The organism is Ammoniphilus sp. CFH 90114 (assembly GCF_004123195.1).
In the GTDB taxonomy this organism is placed as follows: domain Bacteria; phylum Bacillota; class Bacilli; order Aneurinibacillales; family RAOX-1; genus YIM-78166.
In genome coordinates, this window is the sequence record NZ_SDLI01000023.1 from 19537 (window position 1) to 36932 (window position 17396).

Annotated in this window: 17 protein-coding genes; 16 read left to right on the top strand and 1 reads right to left on the bottom strand. The window is 41.9% G+C overall.

The annotated features are described in order from the left end of the window. The first annotated feature begins 7 nt into the window (after positions 1-7). From EIZ39_RS24555 to EIZ39_RS24570, 5 genes are all read left to right on the top strand, one after another. The gene (locus tag EIZ39_RS24555) at positions 8-307 is read left to right on the top strand and encodes a site-specific integrase (RefSeq protein WP_164985311.1); all 300 of its coding nucleotides are present in this window, start codon (positions 8-10) and stop codon (positions 305-307) included. Between the two features lie 106 nt (positions 308-413). Next, the gene (locus tag EIZ39_RS24560) at positions 414-1046 is read left to right on the top strand and encodes a hypothetical protein (protein WP_129203914.1); all 633 of its coding nucleotides are present in this window, start codon (positions 414-416) and stop codon (positions 1044-1046) included. 50 nt (positions 1047-1096) lie between these two features. After that, positions 1097-1840, top strand: coding sequence for a hypothetical protein (locus EIZ39_RS24565; protein ID WP_129203916.1), 744 nt, complete (start codon positions 1097-1099; stop codon positions 1838-1840). Positions 1841-2130: 290 nt separating this feature from the next. Then, complete coding sequence (locus EIZ39_RS27155; RefSeq protein WP_205668641.1) at positions 2131-2268, top strand: hypothetical protein; 138 nt, start codon at positions 2131-2133, stop codon at positions 2266-2268. A gap of 1486 nt (positions 2269-3754) precedes the next feature. Continuing rightward, positions 3755-5209, top strand: coding sequence for a hypothetical protein (locus EIZ39_RS24570; protein WP_129203918.1), 1455 nt, complete (start codon positions 3755-3757; stop codon positions 5207-5209). Positions 5210-5361: 152 nt separating this feature from the next. On the opposite strand, the gene EIZ39_RS24575 is transcribed toward EIZ39_RS24570, so the two are convergent. Beyond that, positions 5362-5574, bottom strand: a complete 213-nt coding sequence (locus EIZ39_RS24575) for a transcriptional regulator (RefSeq protein ID WP_129203920.1) — start codon at positions 5572-5574, stop codon at positions 5362-5364. A 171-nt stretch (positions 5575-5745) separates the two neighbouring features. Between EIZ39_RS24575 and EIZ39_RS24580 the strand changes: the two genes are divergently transcribed. The 11 genes from EIZ39_RS24580 to EIZ39_RS24630 all read left to right on the top strand — a co-directional run bounded on the left by EIZ39_RS24580 (position 5746) and on the right by EIZ39_RS24630 (position 17155). After that, positions 5746-6141 carry a tellurite resistance TerB family protein gene (locus tag EIZ39_RS24580; RefSeq protein ID WP_129203922.1) on the top strand — a complete coding sequence of 132 codons (396 nt, stop codon included), beginning with the start codon at positions 5746-5748 and terminating at the stop codon, positions 6139-6141. Then, entirely contained in the window at positions 6134-6424 is a 291-nt protein-coding gene (locus EIZ39_RS24585; protein WP_129203924.1) for a YkgJ family cysteine cluster protein, read from the top strand. The genes EIZ39_RS24580 and EIZ39_RS24585 overlap by 8 nt, the downstream gene beginning before the upstream one ends. Before the next feature lie 18 nt (positions 6425-6442). Then, on the top strand, positions 6443-7282 hold the full coding sequence (locus EIZ39_RS24590) for a hypothetical protein (protein WP_129203926.1): 840 nt from the start codon (positions 6443-6445) through the stop codon (positions 7280-7282). 3 nt (positions 7283-7285) lie between these two features. Continuing rightward, positions 7286-8869, top strand: coding sequence for a glycine zipper domain-containing protein (locus EIZ39_RS24595; protein ID WP_129203928.1), 1584 nt, complete (start codon positions 7286-7288; stop codon positions 8867-8869). A 68-nt stretch (positions 8870-8937) separates the two neighbouring features. Beyond that, positions 8938-10716 (top strand): 5'-nucleotidase C-terminal domain-containing protein, encoded by a 1779-nt coding sequence (locus EIZ39_RS24600; protein WP_129203930.1) that lies wholly within the window; start codon positions 8938-8940, stop codon positions 10714-10716. A gap of 304 nt (positions 10717-11020) precedes the next feature. Then, complete coding sequence (locus EIZ39_RS24605) at positions 11021-12337, top strand: helix-turn-helix domain-containing protein (RefSeq protein ID WP_129203932.1); 1317 nt, start codon at positions 11021-11023, stop codon at positions 12335-12337. 37 nt (positions 12338-12374) lie between these two features. Beyond that, a complete protein-coding gene (locus tag EIZ39_RS24610) occupies positions 12375-13970 on the top strand; it encodes an N-acyl-D-amino-acid deacylase family protein (protein WP_129203934.1) in 1596 nt (531 codons plus the stop codon). Positions 13971-13972: 2 nt separating this feature from the next. Continuing rightward, positions 13973-14776 carry a serine hydrolase gene (locus EIZ39_RS24615; RefSeq protein WP_129203936.1) on the top strand — a complete coding sequence of 268 codons (804 nt, stop codon included), beginning with the start codon at positions 13973-13975 and terminating at the stop codon, positions 14774-14776. Positions 14777-14809: 33 nt separating this feature from the next. Then, positions 14810-15646 (top strand): transporter substrate-binding domain-containing protein, encoded by an 837-nt coding sequence (locus EIZ39_RS24620; RefSeq protein ID WP_129203938.1) that lies wholly within the window; start codon positions 14810-14812, stop codon positions 15644-15646. A gap of 109 nt (positions 15647-15755) precedes the next feature. Further along, on the top strand, positions 15756-16424 hold the full coding sequence (locus EIZ39_RS24625; protein WP_129203940.1) for an amino acid ABC transporter permease: 669 nt from the start codon (positions 15756-15758) through the stop codon (positions 16422-16424). An 8-nt stretch (positions 16425-16432) separates the two neighbouring features. Beyond that, positions 16433-17155: an amino acid ABC transporter ATP-binding protein gene (locus tag EIZ39_RS24630; RefSeq protein ID WP_129203942.1), complete on the top strand. Its 723-nt coding sequence runs from the start codon at positions 16433-16435 to the stop codon at positions 17153-17155. The last annotated feature ends 241 nt before the right edge of the window (positions 17156-17396 follow it).

Consider the following 17396-nt stretch of genomic DNA (forward strand, 5'->3'; position numbering starts at 1 on the left):
AGATTCAATGAAGCAACCAATGTTGGCTAGTATTGACCTTTTTCTTCAACATCTTATGGTAGATAAGGGTTTAACTCAAAAAACAATTCGTGATTGTCGGATACAGTTGTGCCTTCTATTTCAATTTATTGAGGAAAGAGGATATACACAATGGGGGCAGTTAAATTACGAGGATTTGATGTATTATGTCAAGCTGAATGTCGCGGTGACATCACGCGCTTCAACGATACGCTTTCTTAAAACCTTCTTTACCTTTTTATATCAGAACCGATTACTTGAAAAGGCACTTAATTACGAAACCTATTAAACAGAATATTAAATTCATTATGACTATCAAAGAAGCGCTGATGTGAAGAGTGGTCTAAGTATTTTTCTGATTTTTTAAAAAATAGGTAGAAAGGATGAAGAGTATCATGGATCATAGTGGCGGATTTATAGATGAAACGAAAAGAGCTACCCTAAAAAAGATAACTGAGTATTTTGTTCAGAATTGTTTTCTAAGTCCTTTTCAGTGGTTAATGCTTGAATATCTTTTGGACAAGGAAACCTTAATTACATCATTTCAAGACACCGTCGCAGGTAGGTACAACAGGGGTACCCAATCTGAAGTTAAGGGACTTCAAGCTATGGATATGGAATTCATTTTTTACAAGATGAAAAACAGGGATTGCTTATATCTGAGCCAAACTAGGAGGAGTCAGCGGAAGAAGCGTAACGGAAAAACAATTAGTGGGTTATTACTGCTACATTATATAACCCTAAAAGATATCCCTGTTATGATAGGACTGAACTTACAAAGTGCATTATGTACTAAAGGATTAGTGGTAGTTCTATTAGATATTTGGGGTGCAACTATAAATAAGAGAGTTTTTGATAGAGATATTGAAATAGTTAAAGTTAAACTATCCTTTGCTAGAAGTATTCTGTTATGTAAGGAGAGAGGGCCACCAAGTATGGTGGATAAGAGTGCAGTCAGCTACATTCTATATAAAGATACAGCACATTGGATCATTCGATCCAAGTTTGGATACTTCAACATCAATTAAATTATTAGTAATTTGACCAATTCGAAACGATATTTAAGGAGGTAGTATACATGACATTAAAACAAGAGGGATACACCTTCAACATCTATGATCCCATAGTCATGCAGATTAAAACTTTTAGCAAGAAGATCACGCATTACGGAAATTTGTCCCCTTTTGTGGTGAATATAAATGACAATGTTGATGTGATGACCAAATCCGGAATCGACGAGTTTATTCTTTTCTTTGAAAAACACCACTATTATAGTCCTGTACAATGTTGTTTGCTTGCCGCAATTCCCCAACATGTTGAGGAAGTTTCCTTAGGCGATTTAGCACTTTCCCATCAACTCTTTGGTTACTTGGCTTTTGGACTTTATAAAAAACGGAAGGTTAACACGGCATCAGTCTTACAGTACCTTACATCCAAAGAAGAGTTCCCATTTAAGCGAATCTATCGCGTGAATGACCATTCTATTATTCACCCTTCAGAGCTTCCAATTTATCAAAATAAATTCAAGCAGGATCCAGAAAAGAGCAGACATTTCTTTTACCTTTGTCGTTGTCTTCATTTTAATCATCTAAGGAAAAAAAGCATAATTAAAGGAAAAGAACAGACGATTCCTTTAGTGTCTTCATATTTTCAACAATTCCTATCCATCCTGATGAAGAATGAGGAAGTCGGATATGAAATTACCGATAAGGATTTGAGGTCGATTGGTGCCTTAGAATTTGAAATAAGTAATCTTGCAGAATTGGATTCCATTAGCCAACTCATCCAAAAGGTCTTAAAAAGTGAGGAGTGGGGTTGGTAGTTGGATAAGCTAGCTTAATTCGAATATGGGGTAACCGCTGATGAGAGGCATGCAAACCAATAAATGATAAAAAAATCTTGGGACAAGTAGAGGACATGATTTTCATAATATCTTTTAGGATAGCACTAAGTTGAGTAACGCTATAGCCAATGGATTAGTTGAAGTAGAACTCCGATAGTAAACGGGTTGGAGTAATGACTGATAATGATTTTATCGATATCCATTTTTCAGGCTTATAGTCTACGATCATCTGTGCAAAGTATGTCCTTAAAAACTTAGGCGAAATGGTCATGTTGAGACTATTCTTTGTCAGCATTTCTGACGTTATTTTTCTCTGCCTAGTTTCTACTGGAAATATTCACAAGAAAGCCGGTAAACAAGAAGAGCCAGAATTATTACCGTTTAGCTTAAGTACGAAGGTGATTTAGCAGTCCTTCCGTTCTTCTTAGATATTGAGCGAGGTTTACTCCAATTAGGCCATGGCGGAAGAAGTTAGATTCGTATAAACGAATTTCCACTCTAAGGGGTGGAAAGGGAGGCTTGGCAGCCGCAGCAAAAGACAGTCTACGCGTTTGTCTACCTTTTTACAGATATAAGTACAACGTCGTGCCCGTTCAGTCTTGAGGGTGTATCAGAACTCATGTAGATGATATCGGCTTAAGATACTCTTTTTTAAAAACATACCATTCCTATTATACCTACTATTCAATTCGCTTCTTAGTTTTAGTAATAGAAAGCACATCTTTCTCTAACGAAAAAAGAGAGATCTTACGGTAGCTGTCCCAATAATAAGGTGGCTTTTATTTCTGTATGAACTTGAATATTGCTTCGAACTAAATAAGACATATGCAATTAATTAAAGTAAAATAACTTCAAAACATATGAGTTGATTAAATATTCATAAATATATTTACGGAAAAAGGAGTTAGATGTTGATGACATATCAAGTACGTATCGCTCAATTGCTCTCCATATAATGGGGTTCTTTTTCAGACGGAACATGCTATCCAAGCAGGAAAATTGCGCAGAATTAGTTAACCTATAGGATAACTCTGGATGCGGTTGGTAGACATCAGTTAAACTGTAGAATAACTCCGGATGTAGTTGGTAGACCTTAATTAACCTGTAGGATAGCTCCAGATGCAGTTGGTAGACCTCAATTAACCTGTAGGATAGCTCCAGATGCAAGTTGGTAGACTTAAATTACACAGTAGGATAACTCATGGATACAGTTGGTAGACCTCAATTAAACAGTAGGATAACTCCGTATGCAGTCGGTAGACCTCAATTACCCAGTAGGATAACTCCGGATACAGTTGGTAGACCTCAATTACACAGTAGGATAACTCCGTATGCAGTTGGTAGACTCAATTAAACTGTAGAATAACTCCGGATGTAGTTGGTAGACCTCAATTAATCTGTAGGATAGCTCCAGATGCAGTTGTAGACTTCAACTAACTATAAGATAACTTAAAAGCATCTGGAATATTTTGGTTAAACTACAGGATAACTTCAGATGTAGCTGGAGACTTCAGTTGAACTACAGGATAACTTCAGATGTAGCTGGAGACTTCAGTTGAACTACAGGATAACTATAGATGCAGCTGGAGACTTCAACTAAACTAAAGGACAACTACAGATGCACCTCACTTCAGTTAAATAACAGGATAATTCTAGATCTATAGTGGACTTGAGTTAAAATTCCGCAATATTAACGTTAAAAATTAAATGGGGTCAAAATGAAATCAATTGTTTAATAATTTTTTATCGGAAAGTTATGTGACGGTGTATCTTATAGGAAGTTTATCTTCCAAAAAAAGATGCATTCTTCTCTTTTTTACCAGTTTATATTTACAGATGGATATAGGATACATTACCTTTATTGTATGTTAAATTACAAATGGGGAGGCTAATATGGAAAATATAGGAGATGGTAATTTTAAGGGTTTTTCAAACGATGGATTGAATTTACCAGAGAATCTCTTTAAGGTAACCGCAGAAATTAAACTATATAGGCAAATGGCTGAAACAGCTATTCTAAGGATGGGGGAACTGCTAAAACAAGCAAAAGAAGAGATACTAAGAGACCGAAGGGGAACTTATGAACAATGGGTTAAAGAAACTTTGTTAATCGATATTAGTTATGCTCGCAAATGTATAAAAATATTTGAAGAGCACCAACACGATCCAGTTTTCCGTTCGATGTCGAACGGTATTGAAAGTATAGAAAAGCTATATAATATGGCGACTTTTCCAAAAGAAAAAAGGGAACAATCAATTTTAATTCCGTCAAAAGGAGTGAGAAAATTACTTCAGGAAATGACTGTAGCAGAAATAAGGGAGGCTAAGAAATATGTTGAAGGGAAAACCGAGGAAGAAAGTAGTAAAACGAAACCAGAACCCAATGGCGTAGATTCACTCATAGAGGAAGTGTTTAAAAATATAATTGAACCATTATGGTGTCTTGCTTTGTTGCCCTATGTAGGAACTGAGGAGTTAAAAAGGGTAAGCCAATTGACAAGAACAAAACAAGAAGAATTGAATGAGATTCTTTTAGAGTTTCCTAATTCATTTATAGAAGTGTTAGAACTTACGGAAATAAACTTTTCTAAGCAAAATATCATTGCTTTTCTAGAATTGAAAGTTCAGGGTTCCAAATTTATTGTGTTTTTTCATGAGATTGGATGGTATCTAACTCAACAGATTCCAGATGACATTTTGATTAAAAGTTACACATTTAAAAATCAATTAGATGATCTAGATAGAATTAAACTGCTAAGTGACAATGGCCAGATTTCAAGGGAATTACAAGAATTCAAACTTTACTTCAATCAATTACGGCAATTATTTCGATTTATATTGGTTGAGAGTGACCCAGAGACAGACATCCAAATGGAGCGTGCATACCACGAATATGTGAGAGATACGGTGAATGCTCTAGTAAATTTGAAGGATACGTTCAAGACACTTTTATTAGAAAATAAAATAAGTTTAAATGATGCCTTAGAAATACAAAAGTTATCACGAGAACAACAGGAGATTTTAAAGAGTTTTATGACAAGTCATAATGTCAATTATTTGTTCTTAGATACAATTTTAGATGGAATAAAGCTCGGGTATAATGTTATGTCGATTAAACAGTTAGTTAAAATAGCAAGGAATTTTTTTGTACTTAGTAATGAGTTAAAGAAGATGAAAGATGGAGATAACTATGTATATGAACTAGAAAAGTTAGCTTTTAGTTTAAGAGAGGTAGTAGGGAAAGAAAAGCTGGAAGGCAACCAATTTCAGGATATTATAAAAAAATATACAGAGGAATTTGGTAGATTACATTTAATATATCAAATTAAAACTGGGAATCTCAAATAACTCCTGATCGATCAAGACAAGCGCTCTGCGCTTTACCTTGTGATGAGGGCCTGTCCCTCACTCCGCTAAAGTGTAAAGGCCTGATCCACATCACTACGATGTAGATCAGGCCTTGTTTGTGTTTTGTTCCACCATCCTGCTCTCTACCTGGACTACCAAGGAACGCTATCTAATTCATCACCTCTTAGTATGGGGATTATTTTGCTTCTTATGGGCTCGTCAATTTCTTTCAATTTCTTATGATCTATGTTCAGTAACTCGATATGATCTAATCTGAGTTTAAAAGCTAGTTCTTGAGTCGTGTACCCCATATCTTTTCTAAGCTCTTTAACGGTTACATTTCGATTTCGAAAAGACCAAAACATCGTGCTCTCCTTTGAATGAAAAGATTCTTAAGTGGATTATATCATAATTAGTCGATGTAATAGTGCTCCTCACTCCGCTAGAATGATGGCCTGCAATGATAGTAAATTATCCCTAGATCTTTTATACTAAAAATCAAAGGCGATTTGCCAAAAGAAGGAGGTCAATCCATTATGTTTTTAAACCAGCTGCAAGAGCAAGAAAAAAAGGCCTTTATTGAGTTAGCTCATCTTGTGGCCATGGCCGATGGCTATCTGAATGAGAAAGAACGCGAGCTTATTGAATTATATAAGCATGAAATGGGAATTTCCGAGGAATATGCGCTTCAGGATCTTCCGCTAGATTCAATCCTTGCGCAATTCGAAACGGAAGCTTCTAAAAATATAGCTTTCATCGAGGTATTGGGACTGATTTTCGCTGATGGAGGATACAACGACGAGGAAAGAAAAATTGTCAAGACGATCAAGCAAGGGTTTGGATTCACTCCAGAAAAATATGAAACATGTAAAGCATGGGTTCGTCGGATTCAAGATGTTTATGCCGAAGGCCTGTCGCTGATCCATGGATAGCTTCCCCTGTACGTCTTGCGGGTTATGCTGCCAGCGAATTTCGGCCGTGCCGGAGCTGTCCGGATATGACCGCGGGGATGGGACATGCATTCACCTCGTTGATCATCGATGCTCGATTTACGAAGAGCGTCCTGAAATCTGTCGAATTGATCATATGTTTGAGAAAATCTACGCTACACAGTTTAGCCGACCCCAGTTTTATCTGGAAAACTTGAAGGTATGCAAAAGCCTTCAGATAGAGGCCGGCTTGCCTGAAGACCAACAGGTCAAGCTAACACGTTAACAAAAAGAGGAGGAGATCGTGATGCCATTGCCTTTTATATTGGCGGGGGTTGCGGTGGCTGCCGTTACGGGAGTCGCAGGTGCAGCAGCCAAGGCTGTAAATCGTGATTATGAGGAAGAATTGGCTTCCATCAACAAAAAAATTAAGAATCTAGCAGAAAAGACAGACCGAGACTATCAAAACGCACAAAGGAAGACCGAAGAGCAGGTCAACCATTGGGTAGCTTTTAAGAGAGAATTGACTCAATATTCTCTGCAACGGTTTGTTGATAGCTTTGGGAAGCTAAAGAAGGTCGATTTCAAGGAGAGCAAGGACTTGTCCTTGGACCAGATCAAGGATATTGAACGGTATGCGTTGGACTACAAGCTAAACAGCTCCGGGAAAAGCCTGGGGACGGAAAGCGAAGCCGCGATCAAAGGGGCGATATTGGGCGTGGTTGGCGGAGGTGCCTATTTCATCGGCAGTTTAATCAAAGGGGTTAAGCTCCAATATGCCATTGAAGAAGCGGAAGCGAATTTAGCGAAGCTAAAGGTTGAAGTGGAAAAAGTAAAAAAAGAACAGCTCAAGCTGGCCAAGCTAGGGAAGCACGCCCAGGAAATGCATGAGGTTGCTCGCACCTTAAACGAACTATTCATGCTTGCTGTTCGCGAAATGGAATTAAACATGAGCCGTTATGGCACGGATTATTCCCAATATGGACAGGAAGCACGCAAGCAGGTCTATGTCACCGCTGAATTTGCGAAAACGATCAAGCACCTGATTGACGCCCCGCTTGTATCCGATCGCGGTGGGGAGATCCATCAGCAATCCAAGCAGACTTTAAAAACGGCTCAAGCCTACTTGGATCAAACGAGGTAGGTTATGGACAAGAAGAAAGAGAATCGAAGAAGAAAGACAGCGGAAACTACCGTACTCTCCCAACAGGCGGAGGAGAATGTGAATCGCTATGGAGAGGCCGTTTTCCAATACGTAGACGGTTATTTTGGAGAAAAGGACTCTGCTGGAAAAGCGATCCGCAAAGGCTTGCAGGATATCAAGGATTCTCGGGTTCATCCGGATTATTACGACCAGAACATCAAGCAGCAATCCGGCTTTTCGGCAGAAATCTTCTACGAGAGCAAGAGCAATGCGGAAAATATCCTGAACGGGAACGGGGATAGAGTCAGGCGAACCGACAATCTGGGGATGACAAACGACCAGAAATTTGATCATCTCCACTTCGATGATAAAGGACAGGTAAAGAGCGGATCCCAAATGAAAATGCGAGGGGACGCGGCCACTCCGGAAAAAAGTGCTCAGCAGAACGTCAATAAGTTGGTTGGCGATAAGGAGTGGGGAAAGTATCATGATGCGGAGATCACCATTCCATCCGAGCAGTATCCTCACGCCAAGCAGTATGCGCAGCAACAAGCGGAAAAGCTTTCTGCCCAAGCCGATCAATTCAGGAAAAGCGGCGACTATGCAAAAGCGGACATGCTGGAGGAAAAAGCCAGGCGCTACGACCACATGTCCAAAAATTTGAAGGACAGTGGGATCTCCAGCGAGCAAGCGCTTGAGCTGCGTCTACGACCAGAAAAAGTGACGATACGTGAAAGCCTGAAAACAGCTCACCATGGAGGGCTGGAACAGGCGAAAGCAGGGGCTATGTTTTCTGGCGCCTTTTCCGGAGCGAGAAATCTGACCTCGGTTATCAAGGGTGAAAAGGAGGCTGGCGAAGCCCTTGTCGATACGGCAGTGGATACGGCAAAAGGAGCCGCAGTAAGCTATGTGGTGTCCGCAGGCGGCTCCTTGGTCAAGGCCGGCATGCAGGAGGCGGGCAAGCGAATGGTCAGTGAAGGCGGGAAACGCCTGGTTACCTCCCTTTCGAAGGGGAATGCTCCCGCATTGATCGTTTCCACGACGTTAGAGGTCGGGAAATCGATGAAAAGATATATCGATGGAGAGATCGATTCGAAGGAACTCATGGTAGAACTTGGGGAAAAAGGAACCGGGATTATCGCTTCCACTTATGGGGCGGAGCTGGGTGCCGTGCTTGGGACCTTGGTTCTTCCGGGAATCGGCACCATAGCCGGAAGCATCATCGGCGGGATGGTCGGATACATGGTAGGTAGTCAGCTCTATCAATCTACCTTGCAGTTCTTAGCCACGCCTTTAGAAGCGGACAAACACCGCCGAATCAAAGAAATGAGCGAACAAGCGTTGAAGGTTATGCAAAAGGAGAGAGAAGAGCTGGAGCGCTTGATCGAACAGCATTTTAAGGATCGCCATGAAATGCTGAGAACCCATTTCACGGAGATGCGTGAAGCGATTCTCGTCAATAACCCGGATCGCATCGTACAGCAGCTTGGGCAAATCGCGGTGGCTTTCGGAGGAACCTTGCAATTCAAAAACTTCCAAGCGTTTGACGAGTTTATGCTCGACAGCAGTCAAAGTTTTCAGTTGTAGGATGAAATTCTATCAGCGAAGAACCCCAATAAGAGATTTTAAATGGTATAATTGATCTATTCTAGTAAATGGAGGTCATCGACGTGAATAAGAATAATTGGAGACGATTGTTTTCTATAGCGCTTGCTGGGACGCTTACGTTTTCACTAGCGGCTTTTACGAGTGCGGCAGAAAATGCAGAAAAGGTTACTAAGATTACCTTACTACATACGAATGACTCCCATTCTCGCGTTTTTGAAGGCGAGTATGACGGAATGGGCTTCGCGAAACTAGCAACACTAGTCAAGCAACAAGAAGAGAAAAATGCGAACACTCTTTTACTAGATGCAGGGGATACGTTCCATGGACAAACCTTTGCGACGCTAACGAAGGGCGAGAGCATTGCCAAGGTGTTAAATGAGGTCGGTTATGACGGAATGGCCGCGGGAAATCATGATTTCAACTATGGCTATGAACGTCTATTGGAGCTGGCGGATATCGTTAACTTTCCAATACTAAGCGCGAACGTGATTTACGAGGAAACAGGCAAACGCGTGTTAACTCCTTATGTGGTTAAAGAAGTGGATGGAATCAAGTTAGGTTTCTTCGGTTTATCGACTCCAGAAACGCATTACAAAACCCATCCGAAAAACGTGGAAGGCCTGAAGTTTACGGATCCGGTGGAAGCTGCCAAGGAAATGGTCGACGAGCTTAGCAAGCAAGGAGTCGATGCGATTATTGCGGTAACTCACTTGGGCACAGATGCGTCGAGTACCGATACAAGCATTAAAGTAGCAGAAGGGGCTCCTGGGATTGATTTAATTATCGATGGCCACAGCCACACGATGGATAATATCGGTGTGAGCAAGACGAAAATCGTAAGTGCCGGCGAGTACCTTAAGAACTTGGGCGTGGTGGAGCTGGAATTCAAGGGCAAGGAATTAACCAGCTTGAATAATAATTTGATTACAAAAGAAGAAACGGCCACGATTGAACCGGATGCAAAAGTTCAGACCGTGATGGAGGAAGTAGAAACCACTCAGAAAGCGATTCTTGCTGAAGTGGTCGGAAATACAACGGCTGCCCTTGACGGTGAGCGTGACCAAGTTCGCAAAGGGGAAACCAACCTCGGGAACTTGATTACAGATGCTATGCTAGATGCGACGGGTGCTGATTTTTCGATTACCAATGGCGGGGGAATCCGTGCCTCCATTGATGCCGGGGAAATCACGAAGGGAGAAGTAATCACGGTTCTTCCCTTTGGAAACTATATTCAAACCAAAGACATCACGGGAAAAGATGTAAAAGCTGCACTGGAAAATGGAGCGAGCGGATATCCAGCAAACCATGGGGCCTTCGCACACGTAGCTGGATTGACTTATAAGATTGACGACACCAAGCCTGTTGGGGAACGCGTTCATTCGATCATGATCCAAGGCCAGCCGATTGACCTGAATAAAACGTACTCCATGGCGACCAATGATTTTATGGCTGCTGGCGGGGACAACTATACCATGTTTAAGGACTTGGCTTATACCGGGGACTTCCCTGCTTTAGATGAAGCCGTCATCCAATATATTAAAGCAAAGGGAGCCATTACGCCTGCTACAGAAGGACGCATTGTAGTAGAAGCCATGGCGGTGGAAGCTCCACAGCCAGTGGAAGCTGTAAAGCCAGCTCAACCTGCTCCAGTTGTAACGGAACAGAAACAGCCAACGACTAACGTATATGTTGTTCAAGCGGGAGACACGTTAAGCAAAATCGCTAGGGAATATGGTACAACGTGGCAGGCACTACATAAGCTAAACAAGCTCAAGAATCCAAACTTGATTTACCCTGCGCAGAAGCTGGTTGTGCCAGAGAAGTAAGAGGAACGAAAAACCTGCACCCTGTTAAGGGTGTAAAGCGTTAAAATATAACCTCCTCACTCAAACATATATGTTTTGAGTGGGGGGGTATTTGTCGTTCTATTAATGTAAAAGGAAAAGGCGATGAGATATTGCAACTAGTATAAATAAATTATGAGGAGAGGAAGGGGGGCGTTTCTCAGACACTCCTAGTTAAAAAGTATTAAGGTCCACTAACGGTCGTTGACCTATAATAATAACTCATGTAGCATAGTAATCAAAATAGTATGTAGATTAAAAAATATTAGAAAAGAGTAGTGTGTTAATGGAAATCAAGGTTGCTATTATTGCCCCTGATGATTTCATGATCGAGATCATTAACGTTTCTAAAGCTTATCCATCTCTGAAATTGCTTTCATTTGGGTATAAAGAAGTTGGTGAAACAAGCGATCTGGTAGAACAATGTATAAACCAAGTGGATGTATTACTATTTGCCGGTCCTATTCCTTATCAAATTGCTTGTGAAAAAGTAAAAACGCAGAAGCCTATGATTTATCTGCCTCATACTGGAGCGAGTCTATACCGCGTTTTTTTTCAATTGTTGAGGCAGCATTTCAACCGGTATCAGGGTGATCGCTTGAAATTTAGTATTGATATATTAACGAAGGAAGAAGTTGAAGAAAGACTGGAAGAGCTGGATATTATAGTCGATCAGATGTATGTAAAAGAATACAACATTGGGCTGGAAACGGATGAGATCATGCAGTTTCATTATGATTTATGGATGGATCAGAAGGTCGATGCCGTTCTTACCAGCGTAGCTTCCGTATATAAGAATTTGGTCGAATTAGGGGTGCCTTGCTACCGAATTTTCCCAACCAAATCGATGATTCACGATGGCTTACAACGGGCTCAACTAGAAGGGGAGAATGTTCATCTTAGTGATACGCAGTTAGCGATCGGAATTATAAATGTGGATAACTTTTCGAAAAAAAGAAGTTCCTCCGAATATGAGATTCAGCGAAAAAAATTGGAACTGGAACAGATTTTGCTCGATTACAAGGAAGAGACCCAAGCTCTGATGAATTGGTCTGATCGCGACGAGATTACTTTTGTAACGACCCGTGGGGTAATGGAGCGAACAACTAACCATTTTAGCTGCAGTCCTTTGCTTGACCAGATTATTTCTCAATTGAATTTAACCGTGAGCATAGGAATCGGGTTAGGCCGAACGGCAAATGAAGCGGAAAGTAAGGCGCGAGAAGCGTTGGCAAAAGCTAAATCTAGCGGGGGTGGGAATTGCTATATTGTCATGCAGGATGGATACGTTGATGGCCCTGTGGGGGAAGAATACAGATTGGTCTATTCGGTTCGAACCGACGATCCAGAGCGGATAAAGATTGCCCGTCAGGCAGGCCTGAGTGTGGCAACGATAAACAAGATGATCTCTTATTGCGAAAATCATGGGAGTTCCAAGGTGACAGCTGTCGAGCTTGCAAATGGGTTTCAGATTACCATAAGAAGTGCACGCAGAATTCTCAGTAAACTGGAGCAAAGTGACTTAGCGGTTGTTGTAGGCGAAGAACAGCCGGTAAGTAAGGGACGGCCTCGCCAGCTATATGACTTGAAATTACCTATGTAGTAAAAAATAAAAAACCAACAAGAGAAGGAGACGAAAAATGTTTGATATCCTGATTCGTGGCGGCATGGTTTGTGATGGAACTGGAAACCCATGGACGAGGTTAGACGTCGGTATCCAGAACGGAAGAATAGCAAGCCTATCTGATTTAACCGATGCTCAGGGGAAATTAGAGTTGGATGCAAAAGGTTTAGTTGTTTCGCCGGGATTTATTGACCCGCATGTTCATTCGGACTTATTATGTATCAAGCCAGAAGTCCACAAAATTAAAGTTTTGCAAGGAGTTACTACCGAGTTGTTTGGACAAGACGGAATTTCTGTTGCCCCAGTATCCGAAGCGACGAAGCCCCTATGGCAGAAACAATTAAAGGGATTAAACGGGGATATTGGGGATTGGCCATGGAATACGGTTGATGAGTATCTATCGTTTTTGGAAAATAATAAAATGTGTGGTAATTCAGCCTATTTGGTGCCTCATGGCGCGGTTCGAACCCTTGTGATGGGTTTTGAAGGGCGGGAAGCAACCAAGCAGGAAATCCAGCAGATGCGGGAACTTGTAGAGGAAGGAATGAAGCAGGGGGCATTTGGTGTTTCTTCCGGCATCCAATATCCTCCTTGCGTCTATAGCAATAGAGAAGAGCTCGTGGAAATCTGTAAAGGTGCTGCAAAATATGATGGTTGTTTTGTCGTCCACATTAGAAATGAAAGTAATCTTTCCCTGGAAGCCTTAGACGAAGTCATTGATGTGGCCCGACTATCAGGGGTTCGTCTCCATGTCTCCCATTTTAAGGTTTGTGGCAGTATTAACCGCGATAAACTTGGGCCTGCTCTGGCCAAGTTAGAGGCGGGGCGTGCTGAAGGTATTGAGATTACGTTTGATCAGTATCCGTATACCGCGGCTTCTACCGTTTTCCAAGCGATCCTGCCTCCATGGATGCATAATGGCGGAACAGTCGAAATGCTAGAGCGACTAAAAGATCCAAATGTGCGTGAAAGAGTGAAACATGAGTTGCTGCATAATGCGGAATATGATAATACGGTCCGAAATAATGGCTGGGGAAATATTGTAATTGCTTCCGTTGCCTCGGAAAAAAACCGTGAATTTGAGGGGCATAATTTAGTGGAGATCGGAAAGATGCGAGGAGTTGAGCCTGCGGAAGCCGCCTTTGACTTATTAATTGAAGAAAATGCAGTGGTGACGATGATTATTCACTGGGGTGTAGAGGAAGATGTGATGGATGTGATGAAGCATCCGTTGCAAATGGTTGGTTCGGATGGAGTCTTTGGCGGCAAGCCGCATCCCCGGTTATATGGCTCCTTCCCGCGGGTATTAGGGCGTTATGCCCGGGAGAAAGAGGCATTTCCCATCTGGGAGGCCGTTCGTAAAATGACGAGTGCCCCTGCACAGCTTTTGCGATTGCATGACCGAGGAATTCTTCGCGAGGGAAATTGGGCGGATATTACTGTTTTTGATCCCCAAACGGTAATTGATCGTGCAACGTATGAAAACCCTCTTCAATTGGCTATTGGTATCCATCATGTCTTGGTTAATGGAGAGATTGCCGTACTGAATCATGAATATACAGGGATAACAGCTGGAAAGGTCATTCGCCGGGGGAGAAAGGAAGGGCAATAGACATGGATGTTTTAAAAAGCGTGTTGCTGAACATTATTGAGGACGCTGGCGGTACTTGGGGAATCGTGGCAGAGGATTTGAATCATCAATTGCGCTTGGAATATGGAGAACAAGTTTCTTTTACAGCCGAAAGCATTATTAAGATTCCTATCATGGCGGCTGTTTTTGCAGAAGTAGAAAAACAACAGTTGAGTTTAAGTGATCTGGTCCTTTTAAAAAGAGAAGATCTCGTCGGGGGATCTGGAGTCTTACAGCATCTCTCTCCGGGAATTCAACTGCCTGTTTATGATCTCCTTATGCTCATGATCATCCAAAGCGATAACACGGCTACGAATTTACTAATTGATTTAGTCGGGACCAAACAAGTTCAGCAAACGATGGCAGATTTGGAAATGTTAGATAGCCAGTTTCATAGGAAGTTGATGGTCTACCCAGCAGAAATAGTAGAGAAAAATAGGATCACAGCAGCAGATGTTTCTTTACTCCTAAAAAAGTTAGCAACTGGAAGCTTTCTTTCACACAAGGCTTGCCAACAAATGATCAACATTCTTAAGAAGCAGCAGATCCGTAATGGCTTACCAGCCTATCTTTCCGCCCATAATCCAGCGTTTATTGGTGAACCTCCATCATGGCAATTAGCCAATAAAACAGGTTGGGATACTGGTGCCCAGCACGACGTCGGTATCTTCTATATAGGCCAGAGAACGATGACGATTACAGTTCTTTCCAAAGATGTTGACGCCATCGTTGCTCTCGATGCTATAGCAAGAATAGGTAGAGAAATCTACCATTATGCGCAGCAGTAATTAACATTTTCATATTAAGGGGAGGATTTAACCATGAAGAAAAAACTAGTTGCTCTATGTAGTATGATTCTTGCTTCCTCATTATTATTGTTTGGCTGTGGTACAAGCCAGGAAGTGACGAAGGAAGATCCTGCAAAGCCGGCAGAGGCTGCTAAGTTTAAGTTGACAGAGGATGGTAAACTAAGGTTTGCCTTAAGCGGAATGGCGAAACCGTATAACTACACGGACGGTGACAATAAGCTAATCGGATTTGACGTGGACATCGCAGTGGAGGTCAGCAAGAGGCTAGGGCTTGAACCCGTCCCGGTACAGACACCATGGGGGTCGATCCTACAAGGGCTAAAGGCAGGAAAGTACGATGCGATTATCGGCGGGATGTCCATTACGAAGGAGCGTCAAGAACAGGTTGATTTCTCTCAACCCTATCTTCTTCAACAGGCCGTTATGTTCGTCAACGAAAAGAATTCAGCGGGAATCAAGAGCAAAGAAGATCTGAAAGGAAAGGTCGTGGGAGTAGTCACCGCCTCCACTTACAAGGATTTGGCAGATAAATTAGTCGGTCCTGAAGGAAAGGTCAAAGAATATGAGTCCGATCTCTTTGCTTTACAGGAACTGAAAAATGAGGGGCGTGTTGACGTAATCATCACTGATCTGGGTATCGGAATGAATGCCATTGAGACCAGTCAACTCCCTGCTGTGCCCGTTGGTGAGCCATTGTTTGTTGATGAATGCGGAATCCCTGTGCAAAAAGGAAACCAAGCTTTGCTCGATGCCATTAACCAAGCCTTGGATGATATGAAAAAGGATGGAACGCACTTAGAAATTAGCAAGAAGTGGTTTAACAAAGATATGTTATCGACTTCCAACTAGTTTCTATTGGGGATGCGCAGCAGGAGATGTTGCGCATTTTTTTTTCAAGTTGTTACCAAGGACAGTGATCAACAGGCACTGTACAAGCTATGGAGGACGGAGGCACAACATGAGTGGATTTATTGAATTGTTTTCTGAAACGTGGTTTGGATTTTTAAAAGCAGCTGTATTAACCGTTCAAATCACGGCTGTTTCTCTAGTTATCGCTATTTTCATCGGGATGGTTTTTGCCTTCTTTCGTATTTCAGATTCAAAGATCTTATCAGGAATAGCAAAAGTCTATATTACAGTCATTCGTGGTACCCCACTCCTTCTACAAATTATGGTGTTATACTTTGGGATTGTAAAGCTCATCTTGCTATCTGATTTCTGGGCAGGTGCAATTGCTCTTGCGATTCATACGGGGGCTTACATCGCGGAGATCTTCCGTGGGGCTATTCAGTCGATTGATCGGGGGCAAATGGAGGCAGCTCGGTCTCTAGGAATGCCCTATTCGCTGGCGATGCGAAGGATTATTCTGCCACAAGCCTTAAAACTTGCAATTCCCTCTCTTGGAAATCAATTTATCATTAGTTTAAAAGATTCCTCCCTAGTAGGGTTGCTTGGCTTTCAAGAGCTCTACTTGGTTTCGCAATCAACCGCGGCTCGAACGTTCATGCAGTTCGAAGCCTACACCATCGCGGGTATATACTATTTAATTCTCATCATGATCTTTACCTATATGGTAAATAAGCTGGAGCACCGTATGAGCGTTGGTAAGGGAGGAGCTAGTGCATGAACCAAGTGATGATTGAAGTAAAAAATCTTAACAAATCTTTTTCGAGTCTCCATGTTCTCAAAGGCTGTAATCTAAAAGTAGAGAAAAGCGAAGTGGTTGTCCTCATTGGATCGAGTGGGTCTGGAAAAAGCACGCTTCTCCGGTGCTTAAATTTTCTGGAGACTGCGGATCAAGGTGAAATCTTTATCAATGGGAACAAAATAGACCCGAGAAAAGACAATTTAAATCAGGTTCGTGAAAATGTCGGAATGGTTTTCCAACATTTCAACCTCTTTCCGCATATGTCTGTACTCGAAAATATCATTGAGGCACCGATCCATGTCAAAAAGGTTGGACGGGATGAAGCGATTGCCTATGGCAAAGAACTCCTGATCACAGTAGGTTTATCAGATAAGGCAGATGCGTATCCGGATCAATTATCCGGGGGACAAAAACAAAGAGTGGCGATTGCGCGAGCCCTCGCTATGAAACCTAGTATTATGCTGTTTGATGAGCCTACATCAGCCCTTGATCCCGAATTGGTCGGCGAAGTCCTGGCGGTCATGAAGGAGCTAGCACGAAAGGGTATGACCATGATCGTCGTGACGCATGAAATGGGCTTTGCCAAGGAAGTAGCTGATCGGGTAATCGTGATGCACGAAGGACGCATTATTGAGGAAGGTACCCCAAAGCTATTATTTGAGAATCCGCAACATGAAAGAACACAGCGCTTCTTGAGTCAGATTTTATAGATAGAACATGTGATTACAACGATGAAACAAGAGTCTTTTTCGCGGATAAATAAAGTGTGAAAGTGATGCCCCCTTCGTTCGAAGGGGGCTTATTTGCATTGTCGTATTTAATCCTTCTTCTCTTGCAATCTTGTAAAAAAGTTTGCGTTTTAAGGTTTTTTTAAGGTATATGTTTTACAATCGGGTTATCTTTGAGGGGGTGTAGTATGGAAATTGTTGTGAATAAATGGTTTCTTAGCTT